Annotated in this window: 15 protein-coding genes, 2 tRNA genes and 1 pseudogene; all 18 read right to left on the bottom strand. The window is 58.0% G+C overall.

Annotated features, from left to right (window positions below):
• Nucleotides 1-6 precede the first annotated feature (6 nt).
• Nucleotides 7-1,449: an NADH-quinone oxidoreductase subunit NuoN gene (gene nuoN / locus WKI41_RS06415; protein ID WP_340192662.1), complete on the bottom strand. Its 1,443-nt coding sequence runs from the start codon at nucleotides 1,447-1,449 to the stop codon at nucleotides 7-9.
• A gap of 18 nt (nucleotides 1,450-1,467) precedes the next feature.
• A complete protein-coding gene (locus WKI41_RS06410; RefSeq protein ID WP_340192661.1) occupies nucleotides 1,468-2,979 on the bottom strand; it encodes an NADH-quinone oxidoreductase subunit M in 1,512 nt (503 codons plus the stop codon).
• Nucleotides 2,979-4,976, bottom strand: a complete 1,998-nt coding sequence (nuoL, locus tag WKI41_RS06405; protein WP_340192660.1) for an NADH-quinone oxidoreductase subunit L — start codon at nucleotides 4,974-4,976, stop codon at nucleotides 2,979-2,981. Before nuoL ends, WKI41_RS06410 begins: the two co-directional genes overlap by 1 nt.
• Before the next feature lie 7 nt (nucleotides 4,977-4,983).
• Nucleotides 4,984-5,292, bottom strand: a complete 309-nt coding sequence (gene nuoK, locus WKI41_RS06400) for an NADH-quinone oxidoreductase subunit NuoK (protein ID WP_296020959.1) — start codon at nucleotides 5,290-5,292, stop codon at nucleotides 4,984-4,986.
• A gap of 29 nt (nucleotides 5,293-5,321) precedes the next feature.
• Nucleotides 5,322-5,936, bottom strand: coding sequence for an NADH-quinone oxidoreductase subunit J (locus tag WKI41_RS06395; protein ID WP_340192659.1), 615 nt, complete (start codon nucleotides 5,934-5,936; stop codon nucleotides 5,322-5,324).
• Between the two features lie 137 nt (nucleotides 5,937-6,073).
• The gene (gene nuoI / locus WKI41_RS06390; RefSeq protein WP_003502385.1) at nucleotides 6,074-6,565 is read right to left on the bottom strand and encodes an NADH-quinone oxidoreductase subunit NuoI; all 492 of its coding nucleotides are present in this window, start codon (nucleotides 6,563-6,565) and stop codon (nucleotides 6,074-6,076) included.
• 39 nt (nucleotides 6,566-6,604) lie between these two features.
• Nucleotides 6,605-7,648 (bottom strand): NADH-quinone oxidoreductase subunit NuoH, encoded by a 1,044-nt coding sequence (gene nuoH / locus WKI41_RS06385; protein ID WP_340192658.1) that lies wholly within the window; start codon nucleotides 7,646-7,648, stop codon nucleotides 6,605-6,607.
• Nucleotides 7,649-7,660: 12 nt separating this feature from the next.
• Nucleotides 7,661-9,742: an NADH-quinone oxidoreductase subunit NuoG gene (gene nuoG, locus WKI41_RS06380; RefSeq protein WP_340192657.1), complete on the bottom strand. Its 2,082-nt coding sequence runs from the start codon at nucleotides 9,740-9,742 to the stop codon at nucleotides 7,661-7,663.
• A 158-nt stretch (nucleotides 9,743-9,900) separates the two neighbouring features.
• The gene (gene nuoF / locus WKI41_RS06375) at nucleotides 9,901-11,205 is read right to left on the bottom strand and encodes an NADH-quinone oxidoreductase subunit NuoF (protein ID WP_340192656.1); all 1,305 of its coding nucleotides are present in this window, start codon (nucleotides 11,203-11,205) and stop codon (nucleotides 9,901-9,903) included.
• A 38-nt stretch (nucleotides 11,206-11,243) separates the two neighbouring features.
• Nucleotides 11,244-12,029 (bottom strand): annotated as a pseudogene (gene nuoE, locus WKI41_RS06370) (NADH-quinone oxidoreductase subunit NuoE); the annotation flags it as partial.
• Nucleotides 12,030-12,045: 16 nt separating this feature from the next.
• Entirely contained in the window at nucleotides 12,046-12,300 is a 255-nt protein-coding gene (locus WKI41_RS06365) for a hypothetical protein (protein WP_340192974.1), read from the bottom strand.
• A gap of 2 nt (nucleotides 12,301-12,302) precedes the next feature.
• Nucleotides 12,303-13,493, bottom strand: coding sequence for an NADH-quinone oxidoreductase subunit D (locus tag WKI41_RS06360; protein ID WP_062425538.1), 1,191 nt, complete (start codon nucleotides 13,491-13,493; stop codon nucleotides 12,303-12,305).
• Nucleotides 13,493-13,924 (bottom strand): GFA family protein, encoded by a 432-nt coding sequence (locus WKI41_RS06355; protein WP_340192655.1) that lies wholly within the window; start codon nucleotides 13,922-13,924, stop codon nucleotides 13,493-13,495. Before WKI41_RS06355 ends, WKI41_RS06360 begins: the two co-directional genes overlap by 1 nt.
• Nucleotides 13,921-14,523, bottom strand: coding sequence for an NADH-quinone oxidoreductase subunit C (locus tag WKI41_RS06350; protein ID WP_340192654.1), 603 nt, complete (start codon nucleotides 14,521-14,523; stop codon nucleotides 13,921-13,923). Before WKI41_RS06350 ends, WKI41_RS06355 begins: the two co-directional genes overlap by 4 nt.
• Before the next feature lie 17 nt (nucleotides 14,524-14,540).
• Nucleotides 14,541-15,125 carry a NuoB/complex I 20 kDa subunit family protein gene (locus tag WKI41_RS06345; RefSeq protein ID WP_274103711.1) on the bottom strand — a complete coding sequence of 195 codons (585 nt, stop codon included), beginning with the start codon at nucleotides 15,123-15,125 and terminating at the stop codon, nucleotides 14,541-14,543.
• Entirely contained in the window at nucleotides 15,116-15,481 is a 366-nt protein-coding gene (locus WKI41_RS06340; protein ID WP_027672972.1) for an NADH-quinone oxidoreductase subunit A, read from the bottom strand. Before WKI41_RS06340 ends, WKI41_RS06345 begins: the two co-directional genes overlap by 10 nt.
• 420 nt (nucleotides 15,482-15,901) lie before the next feature.
• Nucleotides 15,902-15,978, bottom strand: a tRNA-Asp gene (locus tag WKI41_RS06335).
• A 43-nt stretch (nucleotides 15,979-16,021) separates the two neighbouring features.
• Nucleotides 16,022-16,098: transfer RNA gene (locus WKI41_RS06330), tRNA-Asp, on the bottom strand.
• Nucleotides 16,099-16,459 lie beyond the last annotated feature (361 nt).

Below are 16,459 nucleotides of genomic sequence, written 5' to 3'. Positions count from 1 at the left end.
TTTCGCTCAAAAGAACGTCTTCGCCGCAGCTGTCACGGCGTTGCCGAGCATGCCGCCGAAGAAGATGAAGGCGACGACGAAGAGGCCAGACAATGCGTATACGATCCGCAACTCGCCAGCAGCCTTTTCAAACCCACCCTTGGCCTCATCGAACCACATGACCTTGACGATGCGCAGGTAGTAGTAGGCACCAACAACAGATGCTATCACGCCGATCACGGCCAGTGCGTAGAGCTTGGCTTCGATGGCAGCGAGGAAGACGTAGTACTTGCCGAAGAAGCCCGCGAGCGGTGGGATACCTGCCAGCGAGAACATCAGAGCCGTTAGAACCAGCGCCATGAACGGGTTTGTCGAAGACAGACCAGCGAGATCGTCGACATTCTCGACATTGCCGACTTCCTTGCGGCGCATGGCCAGAATGCAGGCAAAGGTGCCGAGCGTCATGCCCATGTAGACGGCCATGTAGATCAGCACACCGGCAACACCATCCTGGCTACCAGCAGCAAGACCGACCAAGGCATAACCCATGTGACCGATCGACGAGTAGGCCATCAGGCGCTTGATGTTCTTCTGGCCAATGGCCGCGAAGGAGCCGAGCAGCATGGAGGCGATCGATACGAAGACGACGATCTGCTGCCAGTCGGTGAACACAGGCTGGAAAGCGTCGATGACGATACGAACGAAGATTGCCATGGCACCGATTTTCGGCGCAGCGGCGAGGAAAGCCGTCACCGGGGTCGGCGCTCCTTCGTAGACGTCCGGTGTCCACATGTGGAACGGCACGGCGGAAATCTTGAACGCCAGGCCAGCCAGCACGAAAACCAGTCCGAAGACGAGGCCGAGCGAACGGGTTTCGGCGGATAGCACGGCTGCGATTTCCTGGAAGCCGGTATTGCCGGTGAAGCCGTAGACCAGCGACATACCGTAGAGCAGCATGCCAGACGAGAGCGCGCCGAGAACGAAGTACTTGAGACCGGCTTCGGTCGAACGCAGGCTTTCGCGGTTGATTGCGCAGATGACGTAGAGAGCCAGCGACTGAAGCTCGAGTGCCATATAGAGCGAGATCAGGTTGTTGGCGGAGATCATCAGCAGAATGCCGAGTGTCGCCAGAACCAGAAGCACCGGGTACTCGAAGCGGCCGATCGGCTCGACACGGCTGTGGCCGACCGAGAGGATCATGGCGACGATGGAGCCGATCAGCGCCAGGATCTTCATGAAGTTGCCGAAGGCATCGGCGACATACACGCCGCCGAAGGCAACTCCTCTTGCAGGAGCGAAGATGATCCACAGGCCGACGACGACCAAAAGCGCGACGGCAAGACCCGTCACAGTGTTGGTCGACTTGTCGCCGGAGAAGACGCCGATCATTAGCAGCGCCAGCGCACCGACCGCAAGGATCAGTTCGGGCGTCGCGATGCGCAGACTGGCAAAAAGAAGTTCAGCGGTCATATCCAACGGGTCCTGTCGTCAGTTCAGAGAAAGCGCAACATTCTGCGCTGCCTGCAATGCGGCTGTATAATTATTGATCACGAGATCCACCGATGCCGCCGTCGCATCGAAGACCGGCGCCGGGTAGACGCCGAAGAAGATCGTCAGCACCACCAGCGGGTAAAGGATAACCTTTTCGCGGGTGTTGAGATCGAGCATCGCCTTCAGGCTTTCCTTCTCGAGCGCACCGAAGATCACGCGGCGATAGAGCCACAGCGCGTAGGATGCAGAGAGAATGACGCCTGTTGCGGCGAAGAGTGCCACCCAGGTGTTGGCGCGGAAGACGCCGACGATCGTCAGAAACTCGCCGACGAAGCCGGAGGTGCCGGGCAGGCCGACATTGGCCATGGTGAAGACCATGAAGGCCACTGCGTATTTCGGCATGTTGTTGACGAGGCCACCATAGGCCGCGATCTCGCGGGTATGGAGGCGGTCATAGACGACGCCGACGCAGAGGAAGAGTGCGCCCGATACGATGCCGTGCGATAGCATCTGGAAGATAGCACCCTGCAAACCTTGAACGTTTGCAGCGAAGATACCCATCGTCACGTAACCCATGTGGGCGACGGATGAATAGGCGATCAGCTTCTTGATGTCCTCCTGCATCATCGCGACCAGCGAGGTGTAGACGATGGCAAGCACGGACAATGTGAATACGAAGGGCGCGAAGTGCTCGGATGCCAGCGGGAACATCGACAGCGAGAAGCGGATGAAACCGTATCCGCCGAGCTTCAGCATAACGCCGGCCAGGATGACCGAGCCTGCGGTTGGCGCCTGAACGTGCGCATCGGGAAGCCAGGTGTGAACCGGCCACATCGGCATCTTCACCGCGAAAGCCGCGAAGCAGGCAAGCCAGAGCCAGGTCTGCATGCCCGCCGGAAAGCCGTGCTTCAGAAGCTCGGTCATATCCGTCGTGCCAGCCTGCCAGTACATCGCCATGATGGCGAGCATGGTCAGAACCGAGCCGAGAAGCGTGTAGAGGAAGAACTTATAGGACGCGTAGACGCGATCCTTGCCGCCCCAAACGCCGATGATGATGAACATCGGGATCAGCGTCGCTTCGAAGAAGACGTAGAAGAGAACGGTATCGAGCGCGACGAACACGCCAATCATCACGACTTCCAGAAGAAGGAAGGCGATCATGTATTCCTTCAGGCGCTTCTCGATGGAATCCCAGCTTGCGAGAACGCAAAAGGGCATGAGGAACGTCGTCAGGATGACGAAGAGCATGGAGATGCCGTCAACGCCCAGATGGTAGGAGGCGATGCTGCCGAACCAATTATACTTCTCGACCATCTGGAAGCCGGGGTTCGAATTGTCGAAGCCGATCCAGATGAACAGCGAGACGATGAAGGTGAACACCGTCGTCAGAAGCGAGACATTGAGAATGTTACGGCGCCCGAAGGGGCCGTTCTCATTCGTCAGAAGCAGGAGCACCACGCCGACGAGCGGCAGGAAGGTGACCGTTGAAAGAATGGGCCAATCGGTCATCAGAGGGCACTCCCGAGCATCATCCAGGTGACTAGTGCTGCGATGCCGATCAGCATCGCGAAAGCATAGTGATAAAGGTAACCGGATTGCAGACGGACGACACGGTTGGTCACGTCAACCACGCGCGCTGCAATACCGTTGGGGCCATAGGCGTCGATGACAGCCACGTCGCCCTTCTTCCACAGGAAGCGACCAAGCGCCTTTGCGGAACGAACGAAGAGGAAGTCGTAGAGTTCATCGAAGTACCACTTGTTCAGGAGGAACTGGTAGAGGCCGCGATGAGTCTCTGCCAGACGCTTCGGCGTCTGTGGCGACTTGATGTAGAAGTACCAGGCGGTGACGAAGCCGAGAACCATGGCGATGAAGGGGCTCCACTTGACCCACAGCGGGACGTGGTGGAACTCTTCAAGGATTTCATTGGACGGAAGCGTAAAGAGTGCGCCCTTCCAGAATTCCGCATATTCGTGGCCGAAGAAGTAGCCTTCGAACACGACACCGGCAAAGATCGCACCGACCGTCAGAACGAAGAGCGGGATCAACATCACCATCGGCGATTCATGGACGTGGTGCATGACATCTGCCGAAGCGCGCGGCTTGCCGAAGAAGGTCATGAACGCCAGGCGCCATGAGTAGAAGCTGGTGAAGAGCGCTGCAACGACGAGGAGCGTGAAGGCGAAACCTGCAAGCGGGCTGTGCGATGCAAACGAGGACTCGATGATCACGTCTTTGGAGAAGAAGCCGGCAAAGCCGATCATCGTTCCAGGTATACCGACGCCGGTCAGAGCAAGGGTACCCACCGTCATCGTCCAGAAGGTGATCGGGATGTGCTTACGCAGACCGCCCATGTGACGCATGTCCTGCTCGCCATCCACGGCATGGATGACCGAGCCTGCACAAAGGAACAGCAGCGCCTTGAAGAAGGCGTGCGTGAAGAGGTGGAAGACCGCCGCGCCATAAGCGCCGACGCCGAGCGCCACGAACATGTAACCCAGCTGCGAGCAGGTCGAGTAGGCGATGACGCGCTTGATATCGTTCTGCACCAGGCCAACGGTGGCGGCAAAGAAGGCGGTGATCGCACCAATCAATGTGACGAACATCAATGCAGTAGGCGATAGTTCGAAGATCGGCGACATGCGCGCAACCAGGAACACGCCAGCGGTCACCATGGTCGCGGCATGGATCAGCGCCGAAACAGGCGTCGGGCCTTCCATGGCGTCCGGAAGCCAGGTGTGCAGCAGGAACTGAGCCGACTTACCCATCGAGCCCATGAAGAGCAGCAGGCAGACGGCAGTTACCGCGTGTGCCTTGTCGAGTTGCATGCCGAAAAGGTTGATCACGGCTTCAGTGGAGGCAGCGCCATCGGCCGGCAGGTAAGAACCGGCGGCCGCGAAGATCGTTTCGAAGTTGATCGAGCCGAACAGAACGAAGAGACCGGAGATGCCGAGAATGAAGCCGAAGTCGCCGACGCGGTTGACGATGAAAGCTTTCATCGCAGCGGCGGAAGCGGACGGCTTCTTGAACCAGAAACCGATCAGCAGATAGGACGCTAGACCCACGCCTTCCCAGCCGAAGAACATCTGCAGCAGGTTGTCCGAGGTCACCAGCATCAGCATGGCGAAGGTGAAGAGCGACAGATAGGCAAAGAAGCGCGGACGATGCGGATCGTGGTGCATGTAGCCGATGGAGTACAGATGCACGAGACAGGACACCGTATTGACCACGACGAACATGACGGCCGTCAGCGTATCGATGCGGAATGCCCATTCGACGTCGATGCCACCGGACTGGATCCAGCGCAGCACCGGCACCTTGATGACCTCGCCGGCTTCATGGGTCAGAAGCGCAACGTCGAAGAACACGATCCAGGAGAGGATCGCGACTACGATCATCAGACCGGTGGTGACATATTCCGAGGCCTTGGCGCCGATGGAGCGGCCAAAAAGGCCAGCGATCAGGAAGCCGATCAGCGGAAGAAAGACGATAGCCTTGTAGATCATAGCCTTATCAGCCCTTCATCATATTGACGTCTTCCACGGCGATCGATCCGCGGTTACGGTAGAAGACTACGAGTATTGCAAGACCGATGGCAGCCTCAGCAGCGGCAACAGTCAGAATGAACAGGGCAAAGACCTGGCCGACGATATCGTTCAGCACCCAGGAGAAGGCCACCATGTTGAGGTTGACCGCCAGCAGGATGAGTTCGATCGACATGAGGATGACGATGACGTTCTTCCGGTTAAGGAAGATACCGAAGATGCCGATCGTGAAGAGGATCGCGCTGACCGTCAGGTAATGGGAAAGACCGATTTCCATATTCTATGTTCCTTGGATCCGTTCGCGCCTCAGAGGCCCTGACCCGGCTTGACCTTGACCGTCGTAACGGCGGTCTTCGGATCGCGGGCGACCTGCGTTGAAATGTCCTGACGCTTGATGTCGGTGCGGTGACGCAGCGTCAACACGATGGCGCCGATCATGGCCACCAAGAGCACGAGACCTGCCAGCTGGAAGAAGTAGACGTAATTCGTGTAGAGCACGTCACCCAGAGCTGCGGTATTGGTGCGCTCAAGCGGATTGGGGATTGGCATTGTGATCGACTTTGCCGCCTGCGGGTTCAGCACGCTGCCGCCGATAACGATGATGAGTTCTGCCGCCAGAATGATCCCGATCAAGGCACCGATCGGGGCATATTGCAGCACACCGGAACGCAACTCAGCAAAATCGACGTCCAGCATCATGACGACGAAGAGGAACAACACCGCCACGGCGCCGACATAAACGACCAGCAGGATCATGCCGAGGAACTCAGCGCCCGTCAGCAGGAAGAGCGCGGCCGCGTTGAAGAAGGTCAGGATCAGGAACAGAACCGAATGAACGGGGTTCTTGGATGCGATGACCAGAAACGCAGACGCCACGGCGACGAAAGCGAAGATGTAGAAGAATACAGCGTGCAGACCCATGTTGGTGCCTTTTTGTCCTCACCGGACAAAAGCGGCCTTCAGACCGCCCTGCCCGTTTCGTTCCCGCCAGCGATCGCCGACCGGCATTTCATCTTTTACCGTCCCCGAAGAAAAGCTCCGAAGACATGGAATAAGCCTTAGCGATAAGGCGCATCCAGAGCGAGGTTGCGCGCGATTTCACGCTCCCAGCGATCGCCATTGTCGAGAAGCTTCTGCTTGTCGAAATAGAGTTCTTCGCGGGTTTCCGTCGCAAACTCGAAATTCGGACCCTCGACGATCGCATCCACCGGGCAGGCTTCCTGGCAGAAGCCGCAATAGATGCACTTCACCATGTCGATGTCGTAACGCACCGTGCGGCGCGTGCCATCGTTGCGGCGCGGGCCGGCTTCGATGGTGATCGCCTGAGCAGGACAGATCGCTTCGCACAGCTTGCAGGCGATGCAGCGTTCTTCGCCATTTGGATAGCGACGCAAAGCGTGCTCACCACGAAAGCGCGGGCTGACCGGGCCCTTTTCGAAAGGATAGTTCACCGTTGCCTTCTGTTTGAAGAAGTGGCGCATGGTCAAAAAGATCGCGCCAACGAATTCCTTGAGGAACAGCGAATTGACGGCTTGGGAAAGACTGGCCATCTCAACCTCCAAATCTGCAAGCGAGGAGTTCGGACATCATCATGCCCCTGCCGTCAGCTTGAGTACGAATGCAACAATCACGACCATGGCAAGCGACAGTGGAAGGAAGACCTTCCAGCCGAGACGCATCAGCTGGTCATAGCGGTAACGCGGGACGAATGCCTTCACCAGACCGAACATGAAGAACACCATGACGCCCTTCAGGACGAACCAGACGATGCCTGGAACCCAGTTCAGGAACCACACATCGACGATCGGCAACCAGCCGCCAAGGAAGAGAATGGTCGTCAGGCAGCACATCAGAACGATGGCAGCATATTCGCCCAGCATGAACATCATGTACGGGGTGGAGCCATACTCCACCATGTGACCGGCCACAAGTTCCGATTCCGCTTCCGGCAAATCGAAGGGCGGACGGTTGGTTTCAGCCAGCGACGAAATGAAGAAGACGATGAACATCGGGAAGAGCGGCAACCAGTGCCAGTCTAGGAACGATGCCGGCAATCCGAGCGACGTGCCAATGCCGGAATGCTGGGCATTGACGATATCTGTCAGGTTCAGCGAACCCACGCAGAGCAGGACGGTGACGATGACGAGGCCGATTGAAACTTCGTAGGACACCATCTGCGCGGCAGAACGCAGCGCGCCGAGGAACGGGTACTTCGAGTTCGACGCCCAGCCACCCATGATGATGCCGTACACTTCAAGCGACGAAATCGCAAAGATGTAGAGAATGCCGACATTGATGTTGGCAACCACCCAGCCTTGGTTGAACGGGATCACGGCATACGTTGCGAGTGCAAGCGTCACCGCGACCAGAGGTGCTAGCAGAAAGACACCCTTGTTAGCGCCGGACGGAATGACCGGCTCCTTCAGGATGAACTTCAGCAAGTCGGCAAAGGACTGGAAGAGACCGAAAGGACCGACGACGTTCGGGCCACGGCGCAGCTGAACGGCCGCCCAGATCTTGCGGTCAGCCAGAAGCAGGAACGCGATCGCGACCAGAAGTATAACGAGAAGCAGTAGAGACTGGCCGACAATAATCAGCGCTGGCCAGACATAGCTCCAGAAAAACGAGTCCATAATTCCCTACCCTTACTCTGCCGCAGCCTTGAAGTTGTTGCGGGCCAATGCGGAGCATTCGGCCATTACGGCGGACGCTCTCGCAATCGGGTTCGTCAAATAGAAATCCTTAACCGGCGTCGCGAAAGCCGCCTTGTTAAGGGCGCCGGTCTTGCCGGACAGTGCCGTCAGGTCGTGAACGTTACCCGCAGCGATCTCATCGGGGTCGGCAAAATGCGGATGCGCGATGTAGAGCTGAGCACGCAGACCGGACAGGCTGTCGAAAGGCAGCTTCTTGCCGAGGACATCGGAGAGCGCTCGCAGGATCGCCCAGTCTTCACGCGCTTCACCGGGAGCAAAGCCCGCGCGGTTACCGAGCTGAACACGGCCTTCGGTGTTGACCCAGATACCGGACTTTTCGGTATAGGCAGCACCCGGCAGGACGACGTCGGCGTTCATCGCGCCGTTGTCACCGTGCGAGCCGATGTAGACGGTCAACTTTGCAGCCTTAGCCGATAGATCGATTTCATCAGCGCCGAGCAGGAAGAGCACGTCGGACGAAGCAACGATCGACGCGGCGTTCGCGGATTCATCTGCAGGAACGAAGCCGAGATCGAGGCCACCGACGCGCGAGGCGGCGGTGTGCAGAACGCAGAAGCCGTTCCAAGCTTCAGATACTGCGCCGATGTTTCCGGCAAGCTTTGCCGCATCCGCCAGAATTGCCGCACCGTCTTCGCGTGTCAGGGCGCCTTGGCCGACGATGATCATCGGGTTTTTTGCCAACTTCAGCTTATCAAGGAAGCTTCCCGAACCGTTGACCAGATCGGTCAGCGTATCGGTGCCGGCACCGAGATATTCGTAATCGTAACGCAGTTCACCCGCTTCACCGATCACGCCGATCGGGAAACCGCCACGGCGCCAGCGCTTGCGGATGCGGGCGTTGAGAACGGCCGCTTCGAAGCGAGGGTTGGAGCCGATGATGAGAAGCGCGTCGGCCTTCTCGATGCCCTGGATCGTCGTATTGAAGAGGTAGCTTGCGCGACCGTGCGACGGATGAAGTGCTGCACCATCCTGGCGACAATCGACACTAGTCGAGCCGAGCGAGGCGAGAAGCGACTTCATCGCGAACATTTCTTCGACGGAAGCGAGATCGCCGGCAATGGCGCCGATCTTTTCGCCAGAGGTCGTCGAAACGGCAGCCTTGATCGCACCGAAGGCTTCACCCCAGGTGGCAGGCTGCAGGCGGCCATCCTTACGAACGTATGGACGATCGAGGCGCTGCGTCTTCAGGCCGTCCCAGATGAAGCGGCTCTTGTCAGAAATCCACTCTTCATTGATGGCTTCGTTGACGCGCGGCATGATGCGCATGACTTCGCGGCCACGCGTGTCAACGCGGATCGCAGAGCCCAGAGCATCCATCACGTCGATGGTTTCGGTCTTGCCGAGTTCCCATGGACGGGCGGTGAAAGCGAAAGGCTTGGAGGTCAGAGCGCCGACCGGGCACAGGTCAACGACGTTGCCCTGCAACTCGGAGGTCATTGCCTGCTCGAGATAGGTTGTGATTTCCGCATCCTCGCCACGACCGATCAGGCCGAGTTCGGAGATGCCGGCAACTTCGGTGGTGAAACGAACACAGCGCGTGCAGTGAATGCAGCGGTTCATCACCGTCTTGACGAGCGGGCCGATATACTTGTCTTCGACCGCACGCTTGTTTTCGGAGTAGCGCGAGCCCGCGATACCGAAGGCCATGGCCTGGTCCTGCAGGTCGCATTCGCCGCCCTGGTCGCAGATCGGGCAATCCAGCGGGTGGTTGATGAGCAGAAACTCCATCACGCCTTCGCGGGCCTTCTTGACCATCGGTGTGTTGGTGAACACTTCCGGCAGTTCGCCGTTCGGGCCGCCGCGAATATCGCGCACACCCATGGCGCAGGAGGCTGCAGGCTTGGGCGGCCCGCCCTTCACCTCGATCAGACACATGCGGCAGTTACCGGCTACCGACAAACGCTCGTGAAAACAAAAGCGCGGAACTTCGGCACCAGCCTCCTCACACGCCTGAAGCAGCGTGAAATGATCCGGAACCTCGATCTCTTTACCGTCAACCTTGAGCTTTGTCATGGTTCTACTTACGTCCTGTTGCCTGTCCGTCCCGCCAAAACCGCGGTCCACGACAAATCCCGATCGCATCCTGCCGTATCGCTCGATTCGACCGGATGCTTAAATGATTTTCGGGATCGGTGAAACCCGGTCCCTTGCCTTGTCACGCGCCGTACGAGTTACTCGGCAGCTTCCATTACAGCGCCGTCATCCATGGCTCTGTAGGTGTATTGGTCGATGCGCTTTTCGATCTCCGGGCGGAAATTGCGGATCAGCGCCTGAACCGGCCACGCAGCCGCATCGCCAAGCGCGCAGATGGTGTGACCTTCGATCTGCTTGGTCACTTCGAACAGCATGTCGATTTCGCGCTTCTGGGCGTTGCCTTTGACCATGCGCTCAAGAACGCGCCACATCCAGCCCGTGCCTTCACGGCAAGGCGTGCATTGGCCACAGCTCTCATGCTTGAAGAAGGCTGCGATGCGAGCGATCGCCTTGATGACGTCGGTGGACTTGTCCATGACGATCATGCCGCCGGTACCGAAGGACGACTTCACTTCGCGCATGCCGTCGAAGTCCATGATGGCGTCCTTCATGTCCTCACCGCGAACGATGGGGCAGGATGCGCCGCCAGGGATAACGCCGAGAAGATTATCCCAGCCACCGCGAATGCCGCCGCAGTGATGCTCGATCAGTTCCTTGAAGGACAGACCCAGCGCATCTTCGAAGGTGCATGGACGCTCGACATGGCCGGAGACCATAAACAGCTTGGTGCCGACATTGTTCGGACGACCGATGGACGAGAACCAGGACGCACCGCGACGCAGGATCGTCGGCGCAACGGCAATCGATTCGACGTTGTTGACCGTGGTCGGGCAGCCGTAAAGACCCATATTCGCTGGGAATGGAGGCTTTAGGCGCGGCTGGCCCTTCTTGCCCTCCAGGCTTTCAAGCAATGCGGTTTCTTCGCCGCAGATGTAGGCACCTGCGCCGTGGTGAACGTAGATGTCGAAATCCCAGCCGTTCTTGTTGTTTACGCCGAGAAGGCCCGCATCATAGCATTCGTCGATGGCAGCCTGAAGCGCTTCGCGCTCACGCATATATTCGCCGCGAACATAGATGTAGGCCGTGTGGGCGCCCATGGCAAAACCGGCGATCACGCAGCCTTCGATCAGCGTATGCGGATCGTGGCGCAGGATTTCGCGGTCCTTGCAGGTGCCAGGCTCGGACTCGTCGGCATTGACGACGAGGTAATGCGGACGGCCATCGCTCTCCTTCGGCATGAAGGACCACTTCAAGCCTGTCGGGAAGCCTGCACCACCACGACCACGAAGGCCAGATGCCTTCATCTCGTTGATGATCCAGTCACGGCCCTTTTCGATGATCTGCTTGGTGCCATCCCAATGGCCACGCGCCATATTGCCCTTAAGCGACTTGTCCTTGAGGCCGTAGAGATTGGTAAAGATGCGATCTTGATCTTTCAGCATGGTTCAACCTCTCACTGCGACTTCTTGGCATCGCTGTTGGTGTCGGCAGCCTTGGCATTGTCTGCTGCAGCCTTCGGCTCCGTCGCCGGCGTCTTCAGCTTCGGATCGGTTTCCGGCGTATCCGTCTTCGGCTTTGCGGCATTGGACGGTGGCGTCTGCGCAGCGTCCGGTGCAGGCTCTTCCTTCTTGTCGAGGTTTGAGCGATCCGGCTTGGTCTCTTCCGTCAGCGTGGTCAGCGGACCGACCGGTGCCGACAGATGACGATCGATCTGCGGGCCAGGCTTCACTGTGTCGCCCTTGCCTGCTTCGAAGGCGTCGATGATCTGTTCCAGACGCTCAGGCGTCAAATCTTCATAGGCATCCTTGAAGATCATCACCATCGGCGCGTTGACGCACGCACCCTGGCATTCAACTTCTTCCCAGGACAGCGTGCCGCTCTCGTTGGTGTGCAGCGGATCGTGGTGAATCTTATGGCGACAGACATCCATCAGCGCTTCGGAACCGCGCAGCATGCACGGCGTCGTACCGCACACCTGAATATGAGCCTTGGTGCCCACCGGCTTGATCTGGAACTGCGTATAGAAGGTCGCGACTTCGAGAACGCGGATATAGGCCATATCCAGCATTTCGGCGACCTTCTCGATGGCGGCGCGGGTTACCCAGCCATCCTGTTCCTGCGCACGCATCAGCAGCGGAATGACCGCAGATTGCTGGCGTCCTTCAGGATATTTCTTGATCGTCTTTTCCGCCCACGCCGAATTGTCCGCATTGAATGCGAAGCTTGCGGGCTGGAACTGATCTTCGGCTAGTCGACGAACGGACATACTTCCTCACGCCTCATCAATTTAACGACTCACACCGCGATCTCGCCACCGTGACGAACTCGCAAGCATAAGCCGCTTTGTCTTTTTGCATAAACACAATGAATTTGCTGCCGTTGGGAAGCGAGGACTTAATCTCATATCCCAAATCCAACAGCTGCTTGATGGTCGAGCTGCCGCCGCTTCCACCCGACGACACATCGCTTGTCGCCGTCTGGGCGAAAAGCGGCGTCGCGGCGGCCAGCAAAGCCGATATGGCGAGCGGCAGACGCATCATCAGCGATCGACCTCCCCGAACACGATGTCGAGAGAGCCGAGAACGGCTGTCACGTCAGCGAGCTGGTGGCCTTTGCAGAGAAAGTCCATCGCCTGCAGGTGGGCGTAGCCCGGAGCGCGGATCTTGCAGCGATACGGCTTGTTGGTGCCGTCGGCCACAACATAAACGCCAAACTCGCCCTTCGGCGCTTCGACGGCCGCATACACTTCGCCAGCCGGCACGTGATAGCCTTCGGTGTAGAGCTTGAAGTGGTGGATCAGCGCTTCCATCGAACGCTTCATCTCACCACGCTTCGGCGGAACGACCTTGCCGTCCAGCGACGAGACTGCACCAATGCGATGCTTACCCGAGAGAAGCTCGACGCACTGCTTCATGATCTTTACCGATTCGCGCATTTCCTGCATGCGGATCAGATAACGGTCGTAGCAGTCGCCATTCTTGCCGACCGGAATATCGAAGTCGAGATCGGAATAGCACTCGTAAGGCTGTGCCCGGCGAAGGTCCCAGGCAGCGCCTGAACCACGAACCATGACGCCGGTAAAGCCCCAGGCGAAGGCATCTTCGAGCGACACCACGCCGATATCGACGTTACGCTGCTTGTAGATACGGTTATCGGTGAGCAGGCCCTCGATGTTGTCGAGAACCGTGATGAACGGATCGCACCACTTGCCGATGTCATCGACGAGCTCCTGCGGGATGTCCTGATGGACGCCACCTGGCCGGAAATAAGCGGCGTGCATGCGAGCACCAGATGCACGCTCGTAGAACACCATCAGCTTTTCGCGCTCTTCGAAGCCCCAGACCGGTGGCGTCATGGCGCCGACGTCCATGGCCTGCGTCGTCACGTTCATGATGTGCGACAGGATGCGGCCGATTTCCGAATACAGAACACGGATCAACTGGCCGCGCATCGGGATTTCGAGGCCAAGCAGGCGTTCGACAGCAAGTGCAAAGGCGTGTTCCTGGTTCATCGGCGCCACATAGTCGAGACGGTCGAAGTAAGGAACGGCCTGAAGATAGGTCTTGGCTTCGATCAGCTTTTCCGTGCCACGATGCAGCAGGCCAATATGCGGATCGACGCGTTCAACGATTTCGCCATCGAGTTCCAGAACGAGACGCAGCACGCCGTGCGCGGACGGATGTTCCGGACCGAAGTTGATCGTAAAATTGCGAACGTTATGTTCAGTCATCAGTGTTGCTCCGCCGACGTGATCATGGCGATGAATTCGGGGCCGGTCATTTTCTTGGTGGCCTCGGCGAACGAATAGCTTGCCGGCTTTTCGTCAATGAAGATCTCAGATGCCAGCGTGAAGCTGGACGGGTCGCTGAAGAGCTGGGCGGAAACGGCGAAATGCGCGCCATCCTTGGAGCGCCACATCACCGTGCTGCCGCACGTCTTGCAGAAGCAGCGCTCGCCCCACTCGGACGAGGAATAGACGCCGAGCGCTTCAGCATTCTCTACAGAGACGGACTTGCATTCAACAGCGAGGAAAACCCCGCCGGACCAGCGACGGCACATGGAGCAATGGCATGCACCCATTTCCCGGGCGCCGATCGTCGCTTGCATGCGAACGGCGCCGCAAAGACATTGTCCCTGCTCTGTGGAAATTGCTTCGCTCATTGCTTGGCCTTTTCATCACCTGGAAGAACGTAATCCGTTCCTTCCCAAGGCGAGAGGAAGTCGAAGCTGCGGAATTCCTGCTTCAACTCCACGGGCTCGTAAAGAACGCGCTTCTGGACGTCATCGTAGCGCACTTCGACAAAACCGGTGAGCGGAAAATCCTTACGCAGCGGGTGGCCTTCAAAGCCGTAGTCCGTGAGAATACGACGAAGATCCGAATGGCCTTCAAAAGGAATGCCATACATGTCCCAGGCTTCGCGCTCGAACCACTCGGCACCGAAGAACACGGACGTCGCAGACGGTACGCCCTCATCTTCCGCCGCCTGAAGCTTGACGCGAACGCGCAGGTTCTGGCGTGGCGACAGCAGGTGATAGACGACATCGAAGCGCTTTTCGCGTTGCGGCCAGTCAACGCCGCAAATGTCGATGATGTTGACGAAACCACACTGGACATCGTCACGCAGGAAGGTCAGCAGCGCGATGATGTTTTCTGGCGTCGTGTTCAGCGTCAACTCGCCATAGGCAATGGCGTGCGACTCAATGAGAGAGCCGCGCGCTTCCTGCACATAGGCCGCGAGATCGTTCAGAGCTTCGCTCATTCTTCAGTCCTCTGCCCTTAACGCTCGATCGTGCCTGTGCGGCGGATTTTCTTCTGCAGCAGAAGTACGCCGTAAAGCAGCGCTTCCGCCGTGGGGGGACAGCCCGGCACATAAATGTCGACTGGCACGACGCGGTCACAACCGCGAACGACAGCGTAGGAATAATGATAATAACCGCCGCCATTGGCGCAGGAGCCCATGGAAATGACGTAACGCGGCTCCGGCATCTGGTCGTAGACCTTGCGCAGTGCGGGCGCCATCTTGTTGGTCAGCGTGCCGGCCACGATCATGACGTCCGACTGGCGCGGTGAGGCGCGCGGGGCAACGCCGAAGCGCTCCATATCGTAACGCGGGCCGGAAGCCTGCATCAGACCTTCGACGGCGCAGCAGGCCAGACCAAACTGCATCCACATCAGCGAGCCGGTGCGCGCCCAGGTGATGAGCTCGTCGGTCGAGGTAACGAGAAAGCCCTTGTCGGCCAACTCGTCGTTGATTTCGCTGAAGTAAGCGTCATCGCTGCCAACCGGCTTACCGGTCGACGGATCGATAATGCCCTTGGGCTTTTGCGCGATAAGCGTCGAGTCGTTTTGAACTACGCCCATTCCAGCGCTCCCTTCTTCCATTCATAGATGAAGCCGATAGTCAGAACGGCCAGAAACACCATCATGGACCAGAAGCCGAACCAGCCGAGCTCACCGAAGGACACAGCCCATGGGAACAGGAATGCGACTTCGAGGTCGAAGATGATGAAAAGGATTGAAACGAGATAGAATCGAATGTCGAACTTCATGCGCGCGTCGTCAAACGCGTTGAAGCCGCATTCGAATGCGGAAAGCTTCTCAGGATCGGGATTCTTGTAAGCAACCGCGAAAGGCGCGATCAACAGCGCCAGGCCGATGACGAGTGCGATACCGATAAAGATTGCGATCGGAATATAGGAACTGAGGAGTTCAGTCATTGTCTCTTCCTTGCCCGACCGAGCGTCGGACACCCATTTGGAACTGAAGTTCCGCCGGGCCGAATTGTGTTGCAACGCCGCAGTGGTTAGCGCAGCCGCGCCATCTCTGCAAGGGTTTAAGCACCATTTCGCGCCAATCCCGCCATGGATTGGACACCATAACGTCAAACAGCTGGTGCATCGACTGTTAGACATATCGTTAAATACTTAAAAAATTTAGATAAAAATCCCCTGAAGGGATCTTTCAAAAAGTCACACATATTTGCGCAGGCCGGTAGCGATTTATGACCTAGGAGGGGCGCAAAAACCTGAATTTTCAGAGTAACAATTTGGGTGATTTGGCGAACGGACTCGCCGCAATTTCTTGACCATCATATGGTTCGGAAAACGCGTAATTCAATGGCGGAGAATTACAAAAAATGGCGCGAGTGACGGGGCTCGAACCCGCGACCTCCGGCGTGACAGGCCGGCACTCTAACCGACTGAGCTACACCCGCGCATGACGAACGCTTAGCGTCCGTAGAGTTCCGAGGGACAGGATGGCGCGAGTGACGGGGCTCGAACCCGCGACCTCCGGCGTGACAGGCCGGCACTCTAACCGACTGAGCTACACCCGCATCTCCTGACAGGAGGCTTTCACCCCGCTGCACGAACCGCCTCGGCTGTTCGTTGAGCGGCTAACTAAGGCGTTCGTGTGGGGGTGTCAAGCAGCTTTCACGACAAAAGAATAAGCTTATGCATTTTGCCGTGAGACCAGCTTCCAAAAGCCCCGGCTTTCCGGGCAAGCGATCCAAACCTGCAAACGCGAATAGCGGACTTCTTATCCACAGCCCGAGCCGATCTTGTTGGGAAAAGAGATCTTGAGTCGCCTCTGTCGGGGCATGCGCACCAAGAAATCTTCTCCCCTGCCCTCCTCCATGATCGTCTCGTTATCCAAGCGCTGGACGCGTTCACAATCTCGAAGCTGACTCGCTGCTG

Origin of the sequence: Agrobacterium larrymoorei (assembly GCF_037722385.1) — a bacterium.
Lineage (GTDB): Bacteria > Pseudomonadota > Alphaproteobacteria > Rhizobiales > Rhizobiaceae > Agrobacterium > Agrobacterium larrymoorei_C.
Note: the sequence above shows the minus strand (reverse complement) of the source record. Positions and strands in the feature narration are given on the sequence as shown.